Source organism: Acidovorax delafieldii 2AN, from assembly GCF_000175235.1.
GTDB lineage: Bacteria > Pseudomonadota > Gammaproteobacteria > Burkholderiales > Burkholderiaceae_C > Acidovorax > Acidovorax delafieldii_B.
This window is the reverse complement of record NZ_ACQT01000041.1, coordinates 1-22,231: the sequence shown is the minus strand read 5'-3', so window position 1 is coordinate 22,231 and position 22,231 is coordinate 1. Positions and strand designations below refer to the sequence as shown.

Sequence of the window (22,231 nt, the reverse complement as noted above, 5' to 3'; positions counted from 1 at the left end):
CCCGCTGGACCGGCAGGCCCCGTGATGGCCCCCGCTGCGCAGCTTCCCAATGTTCCGCTCGAGCTTCCGAAACACAGCACGCTGTCCTGCGCGGCAGAGCCCACCAGCGCGGGCATGCGCACGCCGCCTGCGTCGTCCACCCGAAAGCGCACGGTATTGCTGGCCGCGTCGGTGATGACCACCCCGCTGCCGGCCGGCGGGGTAAGGCGTATGTCTGCGGCCAGGCCGGTACGGGGCAGGCCGGCGAGCGCCGATACAAGAGCGAAGGCCAATAGCAGGAAACGAAGGCTGTGCTGGGTCATGCGATGTGGTGCCATGGGTTGCGAGGGGTGGCAGGTTGTGGTGTCCACAACGGGCGCTGGGCAGTTCGGTTCCCCCGCAGCCGTTGTGAATCGCGCAAAGCCGCGGATGCTAGCGGTGCTTGCGCCGCTGCGCCAGCAAAAAAGTGCCATGGGCCGCGCGGCACCGTTGACCGCCCTGCGATCACTTTGGCTGCCGCCCTGAGGGTGGCATCGCTTTCCTCCCGGCGCCGACCACTTTCACGATTGAAGACCACTTCGGCGCAACGGCCGGCAGGTGCCAGCGTGGCCCCGTGCCTGCCATTGCAGCGCGGCGCCACTGACAGGGCATTCGCAAGCGCCGACTGGTGCGCAGCCATCCGCCCAGGATGCGGAGCGGCGACGAATCGCCCCCACGGTGGCGAATGCACAGCGCGACCACCGGGCGGCGTCCGCCGTGGCGCCCCGAACCGCGCACTGCGTCGTCAGGCGGGGCCGGGCAAGGTGGTGGCATCCACCGGATCGATGGTGACCGGTGGCTGCACGCGTGGGGCCGCAGGGTGCGGCGGGGTGTTGTCGGGAGGTGCTGCGGGCGCGGCCGGAGTGTCGCTGTGAAACAGGCCCCGTATCCACTCGCGCATGCTGTTGAGCGAATTGTCGGTTGGCGGCGGTGTGTCGAATTCGTCCACGAACCGGTCACGTGTGCTCACCACGTTGGTGCGCAGCGCCTGCTGCATGAATTCGCCCACCATCGGCAGCGCACTGCGCGCGCCCTGCCCCCAGTAGTCGCTGCGCAGCGTGATGCGGCCATCGTTGAAGCCCGCCCAGGCACCGGCCACCACGCGGGCGTGCATGAGGATGAACCAGCCGTCGGTGTTGTCCTGCGTCGTGCCCGTCTTGCCCGCCACATCGGCCTGGATGCCGTAGCGTGTGCGGATGGCCGTGGCCGTACCCTTGTCCACCGCCCCGCGCATGGTGTTGCGCAGGGTTTGCGCGGCGCGGGGCTGAAACACCTCCTGAGGGGTCGAGGGCGCGAAGGTCTCCAGCACCTTGCCGTGGCGGTCTTCAATGCGGGTGATAACTACCGGCTCGACATAGCGGCCCAGATTCACGATGGAGCTGTAGGCCGTCACCATTTCCTTGAGCGTGACGGGGCTGGTGCCCAGCGCGAGCGACGGCACCTCTTCGAGCGGCGACTGGCGCACCCCCAGGGCCCGCGCCACCTCGGCCACGCGGGCCGGGCCCACCTGCTGCATCACCTGGGCGGTGATGGTGTTCTTGGAGAACGCCAAGCCATCGCCCAGCGTCATCGGCTGGTCGCTGGGCGGACCGCCATCGCTCGGGCGCCACACGCGGCCGCCACCCAGCGGAATCTCGACCGCCGTGTCCATCAGCGTGTCGGTGGGCGACGCGCCGTTGGCAAATGCCGCGCCATACACGAAGGGTTTGAAGGTCGAGCCGGGCTGGCGCCGCGCAGCCTGGACGTGGTCGTAAGGGTCCTGCGCAAAATCGCGACTGCCCACCCAGGCGAGCACATGGCCCGTGACGGGGTCCTGCGCCAGGAAGCCGGCCTGCACGCGGGTTTTCTCGGAGCGCAGCTTCTGCATGAACGCGGTGTCGCCCAACAGGGTCTTGAGCGCGTCGTCGGGTGCGTCGCCCTTGTCGACGGCGGCGCGGTATTCGGTGCTTTCACGCACCAGCGTTCGCACCAGCTCGTTCTGCGGGCCCCAGCCGTCGCGCCGCGCCCAGGCGGCATCGGCCACACCCTGCAATTGCCGCCCCTGGTGGGCCACCGCCCGGTTGGCATAGGCCTGCAGACGCGAATCGATGGTGGTGCGAATCACCAGCCCATCGGAGTAAAGGCTGTAGCCGTTGGCGTCGGCCCAGGCGATCAACGTCTTGCGCAACTGGTGCGCAAAATGGGGCGCAGGCCCCATGACTTCGGTCTGGCGCTCGAAGTTGATGCGCAGCGGGCGCTTTTGCAGCCCGTCGAGCTGCTTGGCATCGAGTTTGCCGCGCTTGACCATCTGGGCCAGCACGGTGTTGCGCCGCGCCTGGGCGCGCTCGGGTTGGGTGACGGGGTTGTAGTAGGCCGTGCCTTTGAGCATGCCGATCAGTGTGGCGCTTTCCAGCACATTGAGCTTGTCGGCCGACTTGTCGAAATACGTGCGCGCCGCCATCTCGATGCCGTAAGCGTTGTACAGGAACGGCACGGTATTGAGATAGGTTTCGAGGATCTCGTCCTTCGAATACGAGGCCTCGATCTTGAGCGCGGTGATCGCTTCCTTGAGTTTGCGCGTAATCGTGCGCGAGCGGCCAATCTCTTCGGGAAACAGGTTGCGCGCGAGCTGCTGCGTGATGGTGGAGCCGCCCTGCGGATCGCCCCGCAGTGTCAGCAGCACCGAAGACGCCGTGCGCCGCCAGTCCAGACCGAAGTGGTTGTAGAACCGGTGGTCTTCCGTAGCAATGAGCGCGTTCACCACGTTCGGCGAGATTTTGTCGAGCGCCACCCACTCGCGGTTGGCCCAGCGGTATTCGGCCAGCAGCTTGCCGTCGGCCGACATGAGCTGTGCTGGCAGCTCGCTCTTGGCCTTGCGGATGTCGCTGATGCCCGGTGTGAATGGGACGAGCGCCAGGGCGTACAGCAGCACGGCCAGTGGCAGGGCCAGCAAGGTCCACAGCCCCGCGCGCCGCAGGGGCCGCGGAATGAGGGCGATCAGGGGCGCCAACCGCTGGCGCAAGGCCAGCCAGTGGTTTTGAAGGAAAAGCAGCAGCGTGCGCATCAAATTGGGGAAATCCTGGTAGGCCTGAAAAGGCCGTTCAATGAAGAATGACAGCCGCTGGGCGCAAAAGTGCCGCGAAAGTACGCCCCTTCAAGCGCCCGGCCCCGTGGCCAGCAGCGCGAGCATGCCGGCCTCATCGAGCACGGGCACGCCCAGCTCCTGCGCCCTGGCCAGCTTGCTGCCCGCCTCTTCGCCCGCAACCACGTAATGGGTCTTCTTGCTGACCGAACCGGCCACCTTGGCGCCGGCCGCCTCGAGCAGATCCTTGGCGGCATCGCGGCTCAGGGTGGGCAATGTGCCGGTGAGCACCACGGTCATGCCCGCCAGCACCTGGGGGGCCCGCTCGGCCGGGGCACCTTCGGGCCAGGTCACGCCGCAGGCGCGCAGTTGTTCAACCACCTCCCGGTTGTGCGGCTGCCCGAAGAAAGTGTGGATGGCCTTGGCAACGACGGGACCCACGTCGTTGACCGCAAGCAACTGCTCCTCGGTCGCGTCCATGATGGCGTCCAGCACGCCAAAGTGCCGCGCCAGGTCTTTGGCCGTGGCTTCGCCCACGTGGCGGATGCCCAGGGCAAACAGAAAGCGCGGCAGCGTGGTCTGTTTGGATTTTTCGAGCGCTGCCAGCACGTTCTGGGCGGATTTCTCGGCCATGCGCTCCAGCGCGATGAGAGAGGTCAGGCCAAGTCGGTACAAGTCGGGCAAAGTGCGGATCACATTGGCATCGACCAGCTGGTCCACCAGCTTGTCGCCCAGGCCCTCGATGTCCATGGCGCGGCGCGCGGCGAAGTGCAGGATGGCTTCCTTGCGCTGCGCGGCGCAGAACAGCCCCCCCGTGCAGCGGTGGTTGGCCTCGCCTTTTTCGCGCACCACGTCGCTGCCACAGACCGGACAGGCGTTGGGCATGCGGAAGTTGGGCACGTAACCCACGCGGTTGCCAGGCATCACGCCCACGACTTCGGGAATCACGTCGCCCGCACGGCGCACGATGACGGTGTCGCCCACGCGCACGCCCTTCTTGCGGATCTCGAACAGGTTGTGCAAGGTGGCGTTGGTGACGGTGACGCCCCCCACAAACACGGGCGCCAGGCGCGCGACGGGCGTGATCTTGCCGGTGCGGCCCACCTGCACGTCGATGCCTTCGATCTTGGTGGCCATCTCCTGCGCCGGGTACTTGTGCGCCACGGCCCAGCGCGGCTCGCGGGTCTTGAAGCCCAGGTCGCGCTGCAGCAGCAACGAATTGACCTTGTAGACCACGCCATCGATGTCGTAGGGCAGCGCGTCGCGGCTGGCGCCCACCCGCTGGTGGTACGCTACCAATTCCGTAGCGCCTTGCGTAATCTGCACCTGCGCTGCAACCGGGAAACCCCAAGATTTGAGGGTTTGCAGCACTTCGTAGTGGGTGCGGAACGCCGGCCCGCCCTCTCCGACCGGGGTGATGGCGCCCAGGCCGTAGGCAAAAAAGCTCAGCGGCCGCTGCGCGGCAATGCCCGAGTCAAGCTGGCGCACCGCGCCCGCCGCCGCGTTGCGCGGGTTCACAAAAGTCTTGCCGCCGTGCTCCCGCTGGCGCTCGTTGAGCGCGTCGAAGTCGGCACGGCGCATGTACACCTCGCCGCGCACCTCCAGCAAAGGGGGCACGTTGTTGCCGCCGGATACCGGGGTATCGAACGGCAGGACGAGCGGAATCTGCCGGATGGTGCGGATGTTGTGCGTCACGTCCTCACCCACCTCGCCGTCGCCGCGCGTGGCCGCCTGCACCAGGCGGCCGTTTTCGTAGCGCAGGCTCATGGCCAGGCCGTCGAACTTGGGCTCTGCCACGTATTCGACCGGCGGGTCGGACGGTGCCAGGCCCAACTCGTGCCGCACACGGGCATCGAACGCCTGCGCGCCGGTGGCCTCGGTGTCGGTTTCGGTGTGGATGCTGAGCATGGGCACCACATGGCGCACGGGGGGCAACCCGTCCATCACTGCGCCAATCACGCGCTGCGTGGGCGAGTCAGGCGTGATGAGGTCAGGGTGAGCCGTTTCCAGTGCCTGCAGTTCGCGGAACACGCTGTCGTATTCCGCGTCAGGCACCGTGGGCTCGTCCATCACGTAGTACTGGTGGGCCCAGAGGTTCAGACGCGCGCGCAGCGCGTCGGCGGCCTGCGCGAGGGAAGGCAGCGCAGGCTGCACCACAGTTGACATCGTCCGATGCGGATCATTCACCACGGATAGCACCCAGAAAAGTGGGAGGTTCTTGCACCTCGACCGGAATGGAAGCAGGTACGGCACGCTGCAAAAAGTTCACGACACGGGCATCCAGGCGCCCGAGGCCTGAACGCACGGCAAGTGGCTCGCCCACGCGGCGCACGAACACGTAGCTTCGCTGGCCGGGCATGCCCTTGACCACCAACGCCCGCAGGTCGGCCAACGGCACTTGGGCATGGCCGGGGCGCACGTTCTGCGGCAGCCGCAGATAGATGTGCGCGGGATCGAGGCGCACGATGCGCTCTCCCAGCAGCCCCAATTTGCGGCGAGCGCGCCAGTTTCAGAGCACCGCAAGTGCCGCAAACACCAGGTAGCTCAAGAGGAAGCAATGGGTTTTTGCCAGACAACAGGCTCTTGAAATACAGGCCCAGGATGACCAGCGACCCCACGGCCGGCAGGCCGAAATCGACGATGGCGCGGGAGGGACGATAGAACCCCTGCGGGGTTTCCACCACAGGTGGGAACAGGACGTGCCACCAGCGCACGGGACCTTCTTCCTGCACCGTCACCACCGTGGTCAGCTGAACAAGCGCCGCGCCAGCACCGACCCGGCCGACAGATCGCGTCCATCCAATTGGTCATACAGCAGCTCGAGGTCGGCGGCAATGGGGTCCATGGCCATCGCTGGCAGGGGGTGCCCGTTCTGGTCGCACAGCACGCCGTCCATGGCGTCACACAGCGCAGCCGCTACGTCGCGCAGGCGTGCAAAGGGTTGTTCGCTGCGGTGCACCTGGGCCACATCGAGGCTCAGGGTGATGTCGCGGATGGCCGACTGATCGGGGTCTTCGGCCAGCGCGGCCTGCGTGTCGTAGCCCAGCGTCAGCACCGGCGGCAGGCCCTGCTGGCTTGCTGGCAATACCAGCCGACCCGGCATGGCGCCCGGCACGAAGCCCAGGCGGGCTGCGTTCTGCTGGACATAACCGGGGCTCCAGGCGGCCTGCCGGGCCCGCAGCATGAAGGCCAGCTGCGCGTCGTGGTCACTGGCGAACTGGTCGAGTTCACGGGCACGCGCCACTTCCTGCAGCATGTCGGGGAAATCGGGCGCGGCATTGACGGCATCCGCAAAGGCCTGGGCCTTCATCACGAACTCGGAGAATTCGATCTCGTTGAGCGCCCCCATGCGGTTGGCCAGTTGCACGCCCGCCTGGAAACTCTGGTAGCGCTGGCCGGGAGCGGGGGTTTCCCACTGCTGCGTGGCCTCGTTGAGGCCTTCGATGGCGAAGGGTTTGCTGCCTGCGCGGCGCGTGGGCGGCAGCGCGGCCAGCGCCGCATCGCCCGAAACCGACTGCTCGGGCTGCAGCGGTGCGATCACGTCGATCAACGGATCGAGCCACAGGCGCCGCTCATGCATGGGCGGCGGAACAGGCAGCTCCAGGGCGTCTTCGGCGTGCACCGCATGGCCAGCAGGGTCGGTGCCGCGCGCCAGGTCATCCAGAGCGCCGTCGGACACAGGCACGGCATCGGCATCGAACGCGGGCTCCTGGCGCAGTACTGGCTCGGCGGAGCGTTCCGGTTCCTGGGGCAGCGCGCGCTTGGGCGCGTTGCGGCGCGATGTCCAGGTGTTGTAGGCCACGATGAGGGCCAGCACCAGGCCGCCGATGATCGCCAGACTCAGTTGCAATGTGCTCATAGAAAAACGTTTTCAACTATCCGTTGCGCTGCATCGCCGCAGCCCGCGCACCCGATCATGCGTCCACCATGGAAAGCGCGGATTCCATGTCCACCGCCACGATGCGCGAGACGCCCTGCTCCTGCATGGTCACGCCGATCAGTTGCTCGGCCATTTCCATGGCGATCTTGTTGTGGCTGATGAACAGGAACTGGGTTTCCTTGCTCATGCTCGACACCAGCTTGGCATAGCGCTCGGTGTTGGCGTCGTCCAGCGGCGCATCCACCTCGTCCAGCAGGCAAAACGGTGCGGGGTTGAGCTGGAAGATGGCAAACACCAGCGCAATGGCCGTGAGCGCCTTTTCGCCACCCGACAGCAGGTGGATGGTCTGGTTCTTCTTGCCCGGCGGCTGCGCCATCACCTGCACGCCGGAGTCGAGAATTTCGTCGCCCGTGATGATGAGCTTGGCCTGGCCGCCGCCGAACAGCTCGGGGAACATGCGGCCAAAGTGCGCATTGACGGTGTCGAAGGTGCCCGACAGCAGCTGGCGCGTCTCGCCATCGATCTTGCGGATCGCGTCTTCCAGCGTGTTCATGGCCTCGGTGAGGTCGGCGGTCTGCGCATCGAGGAACACCTTGCGTTCGCTCGCCAGCTTCAATTCGTCCAGCGCAGCCAGGTTGACCGCGCCCAGGGCGGCGATCTCGCGGTGCAGGCGGTCGATTTCGCTTTGCAGGCCACCCACGCGCACGTTGCCGTCGGTGATCGACTGGGCCACGGCGTCCAGGTCGGCCTGGGCGTCTTGCAGCAGGGTGGCGTATTGCTCCAGGCCCAGCCGTGCGGCCTGTTCCTTGAGCTGGAATTCGGTGATGCGCTGGCGCAGCGGATCCAGCGCGCGTTCGAGTTGCATGCGGCGCTCGTCGCTGGCGCGCAGCTTGGCGGTCAGATCGTCGTATTCGCTGCGCTGGGCGCCGAGCGCTCTTTCGCGCTCCATCTTCATGTCCAGGGCGGCCTGCAGCCCGCCCTGCGCGGCGGCGTCGGACAGGCGGGCGAGTTCATCGCGAGCGCGCTGTTCTTCGTCGGCCAGGGCCTTGGCCTGCTGGTTGGCGGTTTCGATGGAACGGGACAGTTCGGCGCGACGCGCCTCCAGGCTGCGCTGCGAGAAGGTGGCCTCCTGGGCCTGGCGCTCCAGCGCGCGCTGCTGCTCCCGGCAGGCCGTGAGCTTGCGCTCGGCCTCGATCACGCGGTCGCCCAGCTGGGCCTCGCGCTCCTGGCTGTCGGCCAGCTGCATGTCCAGCTCTTCAAAACGCGCTTCGGCGGCCACGCGGCGCTCCTGCAGGTCGGCCAGTTGGGCCTCCACCTCGGCCAGGTCGCCGTCGATCTGTTGGCTGCGCGCACGGGTCTGCTCGGCCAGTTGCGTCAGGCGCAGGGTTTCGACCTGCAGCTCGTGGGCACGGCTCTGGGCCTCGGTCGCTTCGCGGCGCGCGGCCACGAGGCGCTGCGACGCATCGGCATAGGCGGCTTCGGCGCGGACCAGGGCGGTGCGCGATTCCTCGGCGATGAGCGCCTGCGCGCGCAATTCCTTTTCGAGGTGCTCGATTTCTTGCGCGCGGGCCAGCAGGCCGGACTGCTCGGAATCCTGCGCGTAAAAGCTCACGCTGTGGGCGCTGACGGCATGGCCCGTGGGCACGTAAACCACTTCACCGGGCTGCAGCGTGCTGCGGCGGGCCAGGGCATCGTCCAGAGTGGGCGCGGTGGTGCAGCCCTGCAGCCAGTCGGTCAACACGGCGCGCAGGCCGGCGTCGTTCAGCCGCAGCAGGTCGGACAGGCGCTGGTGCGGTGATGGCGTTTCGGGCTGACCCGCCGCAGGGGCGCTGTAGAAGGCCAGGCGGGCGGGCGGCGCATCGTTGCCACCCGAGCCGAGGAAACCGCGCACCATGTCCAGGCGCCCCACTTCCAGCGCGCCCAGGCGCTCGCGCAGCGCGGCTTCGAGCGCGTTTTCCCAACCCGGTTCGATGTGGATGCGGCTCCACAGGCCTTGCAGGCCATCGAGGCCGTGCTTGGCAAGCCAGGGGCGCAGCTTGCCGTCGGTCTTGACCTTTTCCTGCAGCGCCTTGAGTGCCTCCATACGGGCAGACAACTCGGCCTGGCGCGCGCTCTCCTGGTTTACCGCCTGCTGGCGTGCGCGGCGGTCGTCGTCGAGCTGGGGTACGGACTCCTGCAGCTCGTGCAACCGGGCCTCGGTGGTTTCGGCAATTTCCTGCGCCTCTTCGAGCTGCTCGCGCAGATTCATGAGACGCGCTTCATCGGGCGCGGCCAGCGCGTTGCGGTCGGTGCGCAGGCGCTCGAAGCGGGCGTCGAGCTGACGGCTTTGTTCGTCAAAGCTGCGCTGCTCGGCGGCCAGCACGCCAATCTGCTGCTGCACCTGCACCACGCTGCTCCGCTGCTCGGCCGTGCGACTTTGGGCCTGGCGCAGGGCGTCTTCCAGATCGGGCAGTTGCATGGCCTGCTCTTCCACCTGGGCGGCCAGCAGTTCGGCGCGTTCTTCGGCATCCACGCCCGCACCGGCCAAATTTTCGAGTTCGATGTCGGCCTCTTCCTTGCGGGCCTGCCACTGGGCGATCTGCTCGGCCAGTTGCACCAGGCGCTGCTCCACGCGCTGGCGGCCCTCGACCACGTAGCGGATCTCGGCTTCGAGCTTGCCGACCTCTGCCGTGGCTTCGTAGAGCTTGCCCTGGGCCTGGTTCACCTGGTCGCCCGCCGCATAGTGCGCCTGGCGGATGGTTTCGAGGTCGGATTCGACGGCACGCAGGTCGGCCATGCGCGATTCGAGGTCGTTCACGGCCTGCAGGCCATCGAGGCGCACCTTGGCCTGCTGCTCTTCGGCCTCGGCACGCTTCAAGAACCACAGCTGGTGCTGCTTGAGCGTGGCGTCGGCCTGCAGCGTGTTGTATTTGGCGGCCACCTCGGCCTGCTTTTCGAGCTTTTCGAGGTTGGCGTTCAGTTCGCGCAGGATGTCTTCCACGCGCGTGAGGTTTTCGCGTGTGTCCGAGAGGCGGTTTTCCGTCTCGCGGCGGCGTTCCTTGTATTTGGAAACACCGGCGGCTTCTTCGAGGAACAGGCGCAGTTCCTCGGGGCGGCTTTCGATGATGCGGCTGATGGTGCCCTGGCCGATGATGGCGTAGGCACGGGGGCCCAGGCCCGTGCCCAGAAACACGTCCTGCACGTCGCGGCGGCGCACGGGCTGGTTGTTGAGGTAGTAGCTGCTGGTGCCGTCGCGCGTGAGCACGCGGCGCACGGCCACCTCGCCATACTGGCTCCACTGCCCGCCCGCGCGGTGGTCGGAGTTGTCGAACACCAGCTCCACGCTGGCACGGCTGGCCTGCTTGCGGGTGGTGGTGCCGCTGAAGATCACGTCCTGCATGCTCTCGCCACGCAGTTCGCTGGCCTTGCTCTCGCCCAACACCCAGCGCACCGCGTCCATGATGTTGGACTTGCCGCAGCCATTCGGCCCCACCACGCCCACCAGTTGCCCGGGCAGCATGAAGTTGGTGGGTTCAGCGAACGACTTGAAGCCGGAAAGCTTGATGGAGGTAAGACGCACGGGTCAGGAAACCAGCATAAAAAGGTGGGGACGACAGGGCCGGCAGTCGGCCGTCACGCCCTTGGGGCGCAGAAAAGCCCCCAAAGACGCGGGCCCGGAATGATACCGCGCCGCCTGGCCTTCGCCCCGCCCGGGCGCGCCTGCCGGGCCGGCGCGCCAGCGATCGGCCGCGATTTCGGCCAAAAACGGCCTGTAGCGCTTGTGCAGCGTGCGCCAGTAGCTATCTTTTTTGAAATCAATGGCAGGTGCGCAGCCGGCGCAGCTATGCCTGGGGCCGGCCCGCGGCGTTGATGCGGCGCACCAGGGCCTCGAACTCGGCCACCGCCAGCGGCGGGCTCAGAAGAAAGCCCTGCCACGCGTGGCAATGGCTGCGTGCAAGGAACTCCCGCTGGGCTTCGGTTTCGACCCCCTCGGCAATCACGCGCAGGCCCAGGCTGGTGGCCAGGGCCACCACGGTGCGGGCGATGGCCGCGTCGTTGGGGTCGGTCAGCACGTCGCGCACAAAGCTCTGGTCGATCTTGAGCTGGTCGAGCGGCAACCGCTTGAGGTAGGCCAGGGACGAGTAGCCCGTGCCGAAGTCGTCCAGCGAGAAGCCCACGCCGTAGCCACGCAACTGCCCCATCTTCTCGATGGTGTCCTCGACGTCTTCGAGCAGCAGCCCCTCGGTCAGCTCGAGCTTGAGGCGGTGCCCGTCGGCGCCCGAGCCCGCCAGCGCCGCAAGCACCTGGGGTACGAAGCCGCCCTGGTGGAACTGCCGGGGGCTCACGTTGACGGCCAGGTCCAGCTCGGCCAGGCCCGGCTGCTGCGACCATTGGGCCAGGCGCCGGCAGGCCGCCTGCAGCACCCATTCGCCCAAAGGCAGGATCAGGCCCGACTCTTCGGCCATCGGTATGAACTGGGCCGGCGAAATGAAGCCCTGCTGCGGGTGGCGCCAACGCAGCAGCGCCTCGGCACCCGTGATGCGGCCGTGCTCGATCTGTGGCTGGTAGTACAGCTCGAACTGGCCCTGGGCCAGGCCAACGCGCATGTCCAGCTCCATCGCCGCCCGAGCACTCACGGCGGCCTGCATGCGGGGGTCGTAGAACCGCAACGTGTCGCGACCCGCCCCCTTGGCCTGGTACATGGCCAGGTCGGCGCGCTTGAGCAGTTCGTCCACGGTCTCACGCATGCCGCTGAAGATGGTGATGCCCATGCTGAGGGAGCTGTGGTGCACTTCGGCGTCCAGCTGGTAGGGCTCGCGCAGCGCTGCCAGGATTTTCTGACCGATCTCTTCGCTGCGCGCCGCCGCTTCTTCGGGGTTGTCGCCCAGGTCTTCGAGCACCACCACGAATTCGTCGCCACCCGGGCGGGCCACGGTGTCGTCCTCGTGCACGCACTGGCGCAGCCGCTGGGCCACCTGCTGCAGCAGCAGGTCGCCGCGCTCATGGCCGCGGGTCTCGTTGAGCGTCTTGAAGTTGTCGAGATCGAGCAGCAACAGGGCGCCGCTGCGCTGGTGGCGGGCGCTGGTGGCCAGCGCCTGCTGGAGCCGGTCCATGAGCAGGCGGCGGTTGGGCAGGCGCGTGAGCGGGTCGTAGAAGGCCAGGTAACGGATCTCTTCTTCGTCGGCCTTGCGCTGGCTGAGATCGACCATGGTGACGAGGTGGCCGTCGTCCATGGTCACGCCCGCGATCTCCACCACGCGCTGCTGTCCGTTCTTGCAGCGGATGGTGTATTCGCCCGACGCGATGGTGCCGGAGCCCTCGCGCGCGCTGGCGCATGCCGCCGCCCATGCGGCCCGGGTGCGCTCGCGGTATTCCGGGTCGGGGTAGACGGCGCGCCACCAGTCTTCCGACGTGGGCAGGTCGTCCTGGCTGTAGCCGCAGATTTCCACGAACCGTGCGTTGCGGAATGTCATGCGTCCGTCGTCCTGCACCAGGCACACCCCGACGGGCAGCCGCTGCAGGATGCTGCGCTGGCGCAGTTCGTTGCCCCGCAGGCTGGCCTCCATCTGCTTGCGGGCCGAGATGTCCTGGACCACCGCGATGTGGTAGTCGGGCTGCGCCCCTGGCGCCCACATGGCGGACACGGCCAGATCCACCCACAGCGTGTGGCCGTCACGGTGGAAGTAGCGCTTTTCCATGTGGTATTCGGTGATCTCGCCGGCCTTCAGGCGCTCCATGCGCGCGAGGTCCTCGACCAGATCCGCCGGGTGGCTGATGGCTTGAAAGCTCAACTGGCCCATCTGCTCGACCGTATAGCCGACGATGTCGCCGTATTTCTGGTTCACGCGCACGAAGCGGCCGGTCTGCGTGTCGATCTGCGCCACGCCCACCGCCGCCTGGTTGAAAACGGCGCGGAAACGCTCTTCGCTCTGGCGGCGGGCATCGTCCGACACCTGCGCATGCTTCAGCGCGCGGGTGCGCTGGCGGCCCAGCAGCACCACCAGAGCGGCGAGCAGCAGGGTCACCACTGCGCCAGTCGTGCCTGCCAGCCAGGGCAGGCGGCGTTCGGACGCCGACAGGAAATCCCTGGTCGGGTAAAACGCCAGCCGCCAGCGACGGTCGTGCACCTGCAGATCCACCTGGTGGGGTTCCGACGAGGCCAGCGGCACCCCCGAAAGCGCCAGCAGTGGAAGCCCCGGCCCCTGGTCCGTACCGGCGTGCACTGCGCCGTGGTCGGTCATCGACACTGCGATGCCGCGCAGAAAGCCCTGCTCCTCCAGGCTTTGCACCAAATCGTGCACACGGATGGTGGAAGCAACCGCGCCCACGAAACGCGGTGCACCGCCCGCAGCGCCCGGGCTGAAAACGGGCACACGCAGCACGAAGGCCGTGCGGTGCTCGCGCTCCTGCACCAAATCAAAGGGCGCCGACACCACGGTGTTGCCGGTATCACGGCTGTAGTGCATGGCTTCCAGGTTGGCCGGCTGCACGCTGATATCCAGACCTAAAACACCGCTGCTGCCCTCCAGGGGCCACAGGTATTCCGCGACGAAATACTCGGGCCGCTCGCCTGCGGGGTGGATCGTGAAGTCGGGCAGGCCCTGCGAATCTGCGGAGGTATCGGCGCGCACGCGCGCCTCGAACGCGGGGCGCTGGGCCGCCGTGACATAGCGCGTGAAGGCCAGGTTGCGTACCCCGGGGTAGCGTCGGCGCACGTCCAGGTCGCGGGCCACGCGCTCAAAATCGCCGCGGCTGAGCGCCGGGTTGACCACGAACAGGCCCCGCAAGCCGTTGACGATTTCAGTGTGCGCGACCATGCGCTGCGACAGCGCATCGGCAAACACCCGTGCTTCCTGCAGAAAGCGGGCCTGCGAGATCAGCCCCAGGGATCGCTCCTGCTGCTGCGCCAGCCAGAAACTCGCCAGAAACCCCAACGCAGCCACGGCCACGCCCGGCAGCCAGTGCCGGTGGCGGGTGAGGAAGGGGAGAAATGCCATCAGTAAGCGGGCCCAGCCATCGCAAAGAGCCGGACAAGGGGAAAAATGCCCCCGAGAATACCGGCATTTCAGGGCGTTCGCGGGCAAGCCCCGCGGGGGATCGCGACAGGCTGCGCAAAAAAAGCCCCGAGCACCCATGCATTTCCGTGCATAGGTGACGCACCCCGCCCGCTCCAGGCGTCACAATGGGGCCAACGAGCGTTCAATTGCCCCGCACGCACATGCCCACGTCCACGCCCTTGGCGGCCTGCCGGGTTATCCCTCTGCATAGATGAACACCCTTGCCGCCCAGAACATCGTGGATCTGCTGCTCGACGCCGTGTGCATCGTCGACGAGCACGGCCATTTCGTGTTCGTCAGCCCCTCGTTCGAGCGCATATTCGGCTACGCACCGGCCGAGATAGTGGGCCGGCGCATGATCGACCTGGTGTTCATCGAAGACCGCGAGCGCACTCTGCAGGCGGCGCAGCGCGTGATGTCGGGCGGGCTTCAGTTTCACTTCGAGAACCGGTATGTGCGCAAGGACGGGCAGATCGCCCACATCCGCTGGACGGCGCGCTGGCTGCCCGAGCAGCGGGTGCGGCTGGCCGTGGCGCACGACATCACCGAACGCAAGCACACCGAGCTGCTGCAGGCGGCCATCTACGCCATCTCGGAGGCCGCGCAGGCATCGGAAGACCTGGTCGCCCTGTTTGCGCGCGTCCACCAGATCATCGCCACGCTGCTGCCGGCCTCGAACTTCGCGGTGGCGCTGCACGACCCGTTGCGCGACGCGGTCAGCTTTCCCTACCACGTGAACGAGCGCTACCCTGCCCCCACCACCCGGCCGCTCGACGCCGATGCGCTGTGCTCGCACGTGATACGCCGGGGCCAGACCCTGTTGATCACGCCCGACAGCCTTGCCCCTGAGGTGCCGCCGCTGGCGGGCAGCCCCCAGCCGCTCTACTGGCTGGGCGTGCCCCTGCACGCGCAAGGCGGGGTGATTGGCGCGCTGGTGCTGCAGGGCTATTCGGAAGAGGCCCGCTACAGCGCCAGCGACAAGGAACTGCTGCAATTCGTCTCGACGCAGGTGGCGGCCGCCATTGAGCGCACCCAGATGCGCGAACGCCTGCAGCACATGGCGCAATACGACCCATTGACCCACCTGCCCAACCGGCAGCTCTTTCTCGACCGCCTGAAAACGGCGCTCACGCGGGCGCGGCGGGACGATTCCCTGCTGTCGCTGCTGTTCGTCGACCTCGACCGCTTCAAGCAGGTCAACGACACGCTGGGGCACGCCATGGGCGATCTGCTGCTGCAACGGGTGGCCCAGCGGTTGCTGGAATGCGTGCGTGCCTCGGACACCGTGGCGCGCCTGGGCGGCGACGAATTTGTGGTGCTGCTGGAGGCCCGCCAGGACACCGACCACCCCCACGCCGTGGCGCAGAAGATTCTGGAAGCATTCGTGCAGCCCTTCGACCTGGAAGGCCGGCATGTGCCGATGTGGCCCAGCATCGGCATTGCGACCTACCCCGACCATGGGGCCGACGAAAACCTGCTACTGAACCATGCGGACGCGGCGATGTACCTGTCCAAGAAAAGCGGCGGCAACCAGGTGCGCATGGCGCCCTTGCCCGACCACCCGTACACAGTTCCGAGGACGCCCGGGCCCTCTTCGTTTGGCGCGCTGAGCTGAACGCTTCGGCAAGCACCGCGCCATTGCCTTCGCCCAGCCCACCGGCCGCTGCAACACCACCAACCCGAGGGTCCGCACCATGCTGTACGCCACGCTCAAACTTGTTCACCTGCTGTCCATCGTGGTCTGGATCGGCGGCATGGTCTTTGCGCATTTCTTTCTTCGCCCGGCCGTCCAGGCGCTTGAGCCCGCCGCGCGCGTGCGCCTCATGCACGATGTGCTGGACCGCTTTCTTTCGGCCGTGCTCATCGCCGTGGTGCTGGTGCTGGCCAGTGGTGGCGGCATGATCATGCTGGCGGCCCGCGAGGCCGCACAAACCGGGGGCCGCTTCGCCATGCCGCTGGGCTGGACGGCCATGGCCGCCATCGGCCTGGTCATGGTGGGAATCTTCGGCCACATCCGCTGGGTTCGATGGATGCGTCTGCGCCATGCCGTGGCCACGGAAAACTGGCCAGCGGGCGCCAAGGCACTGGCCGAAATCCGCCAGGCGGTCGTGATCAATCTTGCGCTGGGTGTTGCCGTGGTGGTGATTGCACTGCTGGCCTGATCCGGAATGCAAGGGCCACGGCACGCAGCGGCCATCGCTGCGACCAGAGCCCAGGCACGCCTGCTGCCGCTGGGTTGCGCCGCCCCAACCGGCGCGCCCTGCTCCGCCGCCGCCCGACATTGACCGAGCCCATGGTGCCATCCTGCGCACTGGGGGCAATTGGCGCCCACGGCGACCGCCTTGCCCATCACCCGTACCATCACAGGGCAAGGAGTTTTGACATTGTTCCGTTTCTTCGAAGACCGCCTCCCCCCCTACCCCCCCGCCGATCCCCACCTTCCGCCGCGGGCGTTCATGGCCTTCGTCTGGGACTGCACCCGGGGCCTGCGCGGCTACGTCGCCGCCATGGCCGGGCTGTCGGCCGCCATCGCCATCTATGAAGCCCTGCTGTTTGCGGTGCTGGGCCGCGTGGTGGACTGGCTTTCCGACGTGGCGCCGGCTGCGCTGTGGGCGCAGCACCGCGGCTCGATCGTGGCCATCACCGTGCTGCTGCTGGGCTCGGTCGTGCTGGTGGCTCTGCAGACGAGCCTCAAGCACCAGGTGCTGGCCATCAACTTTCCGCTGCGCCTCCGCTGGAACTTCCACCGCCTGATGCTGGGCCAGAGCATGGCCTTCTACGCCGACGAGTTTGCGGGCCGCATCACCACCAAGATCATGCAGACGGCCCTGGCCGTGCGCGACATGATCTTCACCACCACCGACGTGGTGGTGGGCATGGGCATCTACCTCGTCACCATCCTGGTGCTGCTGGCGGGTTTCGATGCCCGGCTGCTGGTGCCATTTGCCGCGTGGATGGTGGGCTACGGCCTGGCCTGCTGGTACTTTGTGCCGCGCCTGGGCCAGGTGGGCAAGCAGCAGGCCGAAGCGCGCTCGGTGATGACCGGGCACATCACCGACGCCTACACCAACATCGCCACCGTGAAGCTGTTCTCGCACACGCGCCGCGAGTCCGAGTTCGCGCGCGCGGCCATGGACGCCTTCAAGCTCACGGGCTACGCGCAGATGCGCCTGGTGAGCCGCTTCGAGATCGTGAACCAGATCCTGGTGGTCGGCATGATCCTGGGGGCCTGCGGCACCGCGCTGTGGTTGTGGTCGCGCGGCGAGGTGGGGGCCGGTGCCGTGGCCGCCGTCACCGCGATGACATTGCGCGTGTCGGGCCACGCCCATTGGGTGATGTGGGAGATGACCACGCTGTTCGAGAGCGTGGGCACCATCCAGGACGGCATCAACACGCTGACGAAACCGCGCACCGTGGTGGATGCGCCCGACGCCAAGGCCCTGCACGTCGCGCGCGGCGAAGTGCGTTTCGAGAACATGACCTTTGCCTATGGCGACGGCCGCCCGGTGATCGACAGCCTGAACCTGACCATCCGCCCCGGCGAGAAGATCGGCCTGATCGGACGCTCGGGTGCGGGCAAGTCCACACTCGTCAATCTGCTGCTGCGCTTTCACGATGTGCGCTCGGGCCGCATCCTGATTGACGGGCAGGACATTGCCCACGTGACGCAAGACAGCCTGCGCCGCGCCATCGGCATGGTCACGCAGGACACCTCGCTGCTGCACCGTTCGATGCGCGACAACATTCTGTACGGCCGCCCCGACGCCAGCGACGAGGAAATGCACGCCGCCGCCCAGCGGGCCGAGGCCGCGGACTTCATCGCCAGCCTCACCGACTTGCAGGGCCGCTCGGGCTATGACGCCCAGGTGGGCGAGCGCGGTGTGAAGCTGTCCGGCGGCCAGCGCCAGAGGGTGGCGATTGCGCGGGTGATCCTCAAGGACGCCCCCATCCTGCTGCTCGACGAAGCCACCAGCGCACTCGACTCGGAAGTCGAGGCCGCCATCCAGCAGAGCCTGGACACGCTGATGCAGGGCAAGACGGTGATTGCCATCGCCCACCGCCTGTCCACCATTGCCGCGATGGACCGGCTCATCGTGCTGGACGCCGGGCGCATCGTCGAGGAAGGCACGCACGCGCAACTGCTGGCGCAGGGCGGTGTGTATGCGCGCCTGTGGGGCCACCAGAGCGGCGGCTTTCTGGGCGAATCCGACGACGACTGAAGGCCAAAGAGAAAGGGCGAAGGGGCGCGCTGCAGCTGCAACAGCCCGGCCTGGAGGCTGCAGACGCTCAGGGGCGGAAGCTTGCGGGGGTCACGGGCTGGTCTGCATCCTTACTACCGCTGCCGGGCCGCCCCGGTCTCTCGATCGCCTCCGGTACAGTGGCACGCGCTGTTTTTGTATCAAAACGCCCGTATGCGCAGGTGCGGCGTGCGCCATTAGCTATCAACTAAATAGCAACCGGGCCTATCGCTGCGCATGCGACACTTTCGCCATCCCAGCCCCTCCGGCCGCGCCATGACTTACACCCCTCTTTCGCTGCAGATGCCCATCCCCACCGGCGACCAACTCAAGGCCGCGCGCATGGCAGCCGGGCTCAGCCAGGCACAAGCGGCCGAACTGATGGGCTACCCGCTGCAGACCGGCAGCCGGGGCGGCGTGCAATCGCGCACCTGGCAGGCGCTGGAGAGCACCACCGACGAGCGGAACATGCAAGGCCCGGTGTTTGCGATGTTCCTGCTGCTGACGGGCCAGCACCCCGAACTTTGCCTGGCACGCCGTTCTGAGGGGGTGGGCATGGTCAGCGCAAGCACTGAAACCGCCGCGTCCCCCTCCGTGTCTGGCGTCTCTGGCGAGGCCAACGCTACACCCACGGAGCCCGTCCGGCCGCGCCCGGCATGACCACCCGCAGCCCGCAGATCCCGCGCCATCCCGCCCCTGAGTACAGGGCCATCCTTCATCCCCAGGCCAGACAGCTGCACCCGGGCCCAGGATGACGGGCCGTCGAATCACACGCCGCAGGCCGACCGTAGCCCGTAGCCCGTAGCCCGTAACCCGTAACCCGTAACCCGTAGCCCGTAGCCCGTAGCCCGTAACCCGCAAACATCGCATTTGCAGGGACAAGGCCAGGCAGGCGGCGCGACAGTGATGCCTGGCTGCAACCCCGTCACGCATGCGTGTCTGCCACGCGATGCATGCCCACGCTGCAGCGTCGGAGGTCGCCGCTCTGGTCACGAGATCGCGGGCGGTCCAGCGGCGCCGCCAAGGGCTCTGCACAACCTGCTCCGCCACCGGCTGCATTGCGGAGAATGCACATTGCCCCAATATCGTATGTTGTCATACAACATACGATAAATTATGCCAAGCCCCAACACCTCCCCCCCCTCGCAAGACACTGCCTCCACACCTCCCTCACGGACTGCTCCAAAAACTCCTAGCAGGCCGACCAACCTCCCAGTTGGCGGAACATCCCAATACCCCGCCCCTCGACCGACAGGCTGCGCCTATGGCAAACCCGCATGCATTCGTCAGCGAACATGTTGTACGATGACCAACAACAATATCACCAACAGGAGACAACGATGCCCTTGATCCGCCGCAGCGCCATCCTGGTCTGCATTGCCGCCCTTGCCACTGCCAGCGCCGTCGCCCAGACAGCGGCCGAGTGGCCCACCAAGACGCTACGCATCGTGGTGCCCTATCCGCCGGGCGGCAGCTCGGACATCATTGCCCGCTCGATCAGCCAGTCGCTGTCGGACGCGCTCAAGCAGACAGTCATCGTGGAAAACAAGCCTGGCGCCAATGGCAATCTGGGCGCCGATTACGTTGCCAAGGCCGAGCCGGACGGCTACACCATGCTGCTGTGCGATGTGGGTGCGCTGGCCATCAGCCCTTCGGTCTACACCAAGCTGTCGTTCGACCCGTCCAAAGACCTGCGCGGTGTGACCATGCTGGCCTATTCGCCCCACCTGCTGGTGGTGCATCCGTCGGTGCCCGTCAGCAACCTCAAGGAGCTGGTGGCGTATTCGAAAAAGAACGATCTGAACTTTGCCGTAACGGCCACCGGCAGCGCACCCCACCTGGCGGGCGTAGCGCTGGAGCGCGCCAGCGGCGCACGCTGGCAATACATCCCTTACAAGGGCGGCGTGAGCGCCATCCAGGACACGGTGGCCGGTCAGACGCAGGTGCTGATGAACGGCATGCTGGCCACCCTGCCCCAGGTACAAAACGGCAAGCTCAAGGTGCTGGGTGTGTCCAAGGGCACGCGCATGCCACTCATGGGCGATGTGCCCACCATTGCCGAACAGGGCGTGCCGGGCTACGAATCGGGCACCTGGCAGGGCGTGTTGCTGCCACGCGGCACCCCCGACGCCGTGGTGCAAAAACTCAGCAAGGCGCTGATCACCGTGATCAGGGCGCCCGAATTGCGCTCACGCCTTGCCGGACAGGGCGCCGAGGTGGTGACCATGACCCCTGCTGAGCAGGACCAGTTCTTTGGCAAGGAGCGCGCACGCTGGGCCGGCGTCGTCTCGGCCGCGAAGATCAAGCTCGATTGACGCGGCCCGGCGCCTGCCGAGACGGAGCGGCAGCGGCGGCGTGACGGGGCGCACCGCGTCCAGGCCCGGACGCGGCGGAATACGCGCCCTGGCTCACTCGTTCGCTCCACCCTGGCTCCGTGGGCAGTCGTTTTACAACGATGCCCTCCAAGGACACCATGTCCGCGCCTGCGAATGCTCCGCCCGGAGATTGCAGCGCTCCCTGGCCCGTCCGGTCGCCAGACCTGAAACCCGCAGAAGCGGCACAACCCTATGCGGGTGCCGCCTCTGTGCAAGGAACCACGCTTGGGCGATTCCTGACCAGAAGCCGCGTGAACGCGATGGCCCTGACGGCGACATGAGCCAGGGCACCGCATCCAGACCCTGGGGGGCTTCAAGAGCGGCGACAGCCGGTCTCTGATAGCCATCGACAGCCGCTGACAGCCGCGCACGGCAGGGGAGATTTGCCGCACGCCGTCAACGACGAGATTCCCCCATATCTCGGGAAACTGCGTCCCCCGCACTTCGTTCACCCCACTTCGCAACACCGCCGCTTTCTGCGGCGATGGCCCTGTGATTTGTACGGGAATAATTAATTGCAACGACAATCATTGTCTAAACAATTAAATTCCCGGCATGCCTGATTCCTCTCCCCCAAAAGCCGGCTTCTACGACCCTGCAAGCATGCAGCCTGCGGACAGCGTGGGCTACATGATGCGCAAGGTGATGTCGTCGATCCGCACCCAGGCGGACGCACAGCTCTCGGCGCATGACCTCACCTACGCGCAGTGGCTGCCGGTGTTCAAGATCTCGCTGTGCTCGACCACCACCGTGGCCAGCCTGGCCCGTGACCTGGAAACCGACCCCGCAGCCATGACCCGTGCGCTAGACCGGCTCGAGGCCAAGGGCCTGGTGACCCGCGAGCGCTCCACCACCGACCGCCGCGTGGTGCAACTGGCCCTCACCGCTGAAGGCCGACGCATTGCCGCGCTGGTGCCGCCGGTGCTGGCCGATGTGCTCAACGGCCACCTCAGTGATTTCACCCACGACGAATGGCAACTGCTGCTGCGCATGCTGCGCCGCATGCTGGCCAACGGAGAGGCCCTGCGCCAGCAAATGCACCGTCCGCCAGCGCCCGCCTCCCACGAATCGAGCCACTGACTTCGCCGTCGGTTCCCTGCACAGCCCCTGGAGATTTCCCGTGACCCCCACCGCGTCCCTCCCCTCTACCCGCTGCGCCGTTGCAGCCCATCTCGCCGTGTCGGCCGCTGCCGTGGCCGCCGCACTCTTTCTGGCCGGCTGCGCCAGCCCCGGCGCTGCCCACACGCCCGTGGCACCGGTCACGGCAGAAGCGGCGGGGCTCAAGCCATCGACCGCCGAAACCGCGGCCACCGCACAGTGGTGGAAAGCGCTCGGTGATGCCCAGCTTGACGCCCTGGTGGACCAGGCGTTGCGAGGCAGCCCGAGCTTGGCCACCAGCCGCGCCCGGCTGGAGCAAGCCATCGCGTTGAGCCAGGTGCGCGAAGCAGCCAACGGCCCGCAGGCCACGCTGGGGGTGGATGCCACGCGCCAGCGCTACTCCGCCAACGGCCTGGTGCCGGCACCCATCGCGGGCAACACCTACAACAGCGGCACCGTGCAGGCCACGCTGAGCTGGTCGCCCGATTTCTTCGGCCAGCATGCGGCAGAACTGGAAGCCGCGC

General features: G+C 67.2%; 13 protein-coding genes and 1 pseudogene. 7 read left to right on the top strand and 7 right to left on the bottom strand.

The annotated features are described in order from the left end of the window. From ACDELDRAFT_RS08240 to ACDELDRAFT_RS08215, 7 genes and pseudogenes are all read right to left on the bottom strand, one after another. Window positions 1-317: pseudogene (locus tag ACDELDRAFT_RS08240) on the bottom strand (hypothetical protein); the annotation flags it as partial. Window positions 318-763: 446 nt separating this feature from the next. Next, window positions 764-3,061 (bottom strand): penicillin-binding protein 1A, encoded by a 2,298-nt coding sequence (locus ACDELDRAFT_RS08235; RefSeq protein ID WP_005795446.1) that lies wholly within the window; start codon window positions 3,059-3,061, stop codon window positions 764-766. Between the two features lie 90 nt (window positions 3,062-3,151). Further along, window positions 3,152-5,245, bottom strand: coding sequence for an NAD-dependent DNA ligase LigA (gene ligA, locus ACDELDRAFT_RS08230; RefSeq protein WP_005795445.1), 2,094 nt, complete (start codon window positions 5,243-5,245; stop codon window positions 3,152-3,154). A gap of 13 nt (window positions 5,246-5,258) precedes the next feature. Then, window positions 5,259-5,543: a hypothetical protein gene (locus ACDELDRAFT_RS23605; protein ID WP_005795443.1), complete on the bottom strand. Its 285-nt coding sequence runs from the start codon at window positions 5,541-5,543 to the stop codon at window positions 5,259-5,261. Window positions 5,544-5,825: 282 nt separating this feature from the next. Beyond that, entirely contained in the window at window positions 5,826-6,938 is a 1,113-nt protein-coding gene (locus tag ACDELDRAFT_RS08225) for a hypothetical protein (RefSeq protein WP_005795441.1), read from the bottom strand. Between the two features lie 55 nt (window positions 6,939-6,993). Next, window positions 6,994-10,518: a chromosome segregation protein SMC gene (gene smc, locus ACDELDRAFT_RS08220; RefSeq protein ID WP_005795439.1), complete on the bottom strand. Its 3,525-nt coding sequence runs from the start codon at window positions 10,516-10,518 to the stop codon at window positions 6,994-6,996. 262 nt (window positions 10,519-10,780) lie between these two features. After that, window positions 10,781-13,936 (bottom strand): bifunctional diguanylate cyclase/phosphodiesterase, encoded by a 3,156-nt coding sequence (locus ACDELDRAFT_RS08215; protein WP_005795437.1) that lies wholly within the window; start codon window positions 13,934-13,936, stop codon window positions 10,781-10,783. Between the two features lie 271 nt (window positions 13,937-14,207). Between ACDELDRAFT_RS08215 and ACDELDRAFT_RS08210 the strand changes: the two genes are divergently transcribed. The 7 genes from ACDELDRAFT_RS08210 to ACDELDRAFT_RS08180 all read left to right on the top strand — a co-directional run. Then, window positions 14,208-15,611 carry a sensor domain-containing protein gene (locus ACDELDRAFT_RS08210; protein WP_005795435.1) on the top strand — a complete coding sequence of 468 codons (1,404 nt, stop codon included), beginning with the start codon at window positions 14,208-14,210 and terminating at the stop codon, window positions 15,609-15,611. Window positions 15,612-15,690: 79 nt separating this feature from the next. Continuing rightward, window positions 15,691-16,158: a CopD family protein gene (locus ACDELDRAFT_RS08205; RefSeq protein ID WP_005795434.1), complete on the top strand. Its 468-nt coding sequence runs from the start codon at window positions 15,691-15,693 to the stop codon at window positions 16,156-16,158. A gap of 222 nt (window positions 16,159-16,380) precedes the next feature. Further along, complete coding sequence (locus tag ACDELDRAFT_RS08200) at window positions 16,381-18,216, top strand: ABC transporter ATP-binding protein (RefSeq protein ID WP_005795432.1); 1,836 nt, start codon at window positions 16,381-16,383, stop codon at window positions 18,214-18,216. Between the two features lie 294 nt (window positions 18,217-18,510). Next, the gene (locus tag ACDELDRAFT_RS25620) at window positions 18,511-18,894 is read left to right on the top strand and encodes a helix-turn-helix domain-containing protein (RefSeq protein WP_005795431.1); all 384 of its coding nucleotides are present in this window, start codon (window positions 18,511-18,513) and stop codon (window positions 18,892-18,894) included. A gap of 680 nt (window positions 18,895-19,574) precedes the next feature. Further along, window positions 19,575-20,549 carry a Bug family tripartite tricarboxylate transporter substrate binding protein gene (locus ACDELDRAFT_RS08190; protein WP_005795429.1) on the top strand — a complete coding sequence of 325 codons (975 nt, stop codon included), beginning with the start codon at window positions 19,575-19,577 and terminating at the stop codon, window positions 20,547-20,549. Window positions 20,550-21,164: 615 nt separating this feature from the next. Further along, window positions 21,165-21,689: a MarR family winged helix-turn-helix transcriptional regulator gene (locus tag ACDELDRAFT_RS08185; protein WP_005795428.1), complete on the top strand. Its 525-nt coding sequence runs from the start codon at window positions 21,165-21,167 to the stop codon at window positions 21,687-21,689. Between the two features lie 40 nt (window positions 21,690-21,729). Then, window positions 21,730-22,231 (top strand): TolC family protein (locus ACDELDRAFT_RS08180; RefSeq protein ID WP_005795426.1); only part of this gene is annotated, 502 nt, incomplete at its 3' end.

What these genes read in the sequence shown, in the direction of transcription:
- ACDELDRAFT_RS08235 (WP_005795446.1), bottom strand. Translation starts at nt 3,061, where the DNA reads ATGCGCACGCTGCTGCTTTTCCTTCAAAACCACTGGCTGGCCTTGCGC.
- ligA (WP_005795445.1), bottom strand. Translation starts at nt 5,245, where the DNA reads ATGTCAACTGTGGTGCAGCCTGCGCTGCCTTCCCTCGCGCAGGCCGCC.
- ACDELDRAFT_RS08225 (WP_005795441.1), bottom strand. Translation starts at nt 6,938, where the DNA reads ATGAGCACATTGCAACTGAGTCTGGCGATCATCGGCGGCCTGGTGCTG.
- ACDELDRAFT_RS08215 (WP_005795437.1), bottom strand. Translation starts at nt 13,936, where the DNA reads ATGGCATTTCTCCCCTTCCTCACCCGCCACCGGCACTGGCTGCCGGGC.
- ACDELDRAFT_RS08210 (WP_005795435.1), top strand. Translation starts at nt 14,208, where the DNA reads ATGAACACCCTTGCCGCCCAGAACATCGTGGATCTGCTGCTCGACGCC.
- ACDELDRAFT_RS08205 (WP_005795434.1), top strand. Translation starts at nt 15,691, where the DNA reads ATGCTGTACGCCACGCTCAAACTTGTTCACCTGCTGTCCATCGTGGTC.
- ACDELDRAFT_RS25620 (WP_005795431.1), top strand. Translation starts at nt 18,511, where the DNA reads ATGACTTACACCCCTCTTTCGCTGCAGATGCCCATCCCCACCGGCGAC.
- ACDELDRAFT_RS08190 (WP_005795429.1), top strand. Translation starts at nt 19,575, where the DNA reads ATGCCCTTGATCCGCCGCAGCGCCATCCTGGTCTGCATTGCCGCCCTT.
- ACDELDRAFT_RS08185 (WP_005795428.1), top strand. Translation starts at nt 21,165, where the DNA reads ATGCCTGATTCCTCTCCCCCAAAAGCCGGCTTCTACGACCCTGCAAGC.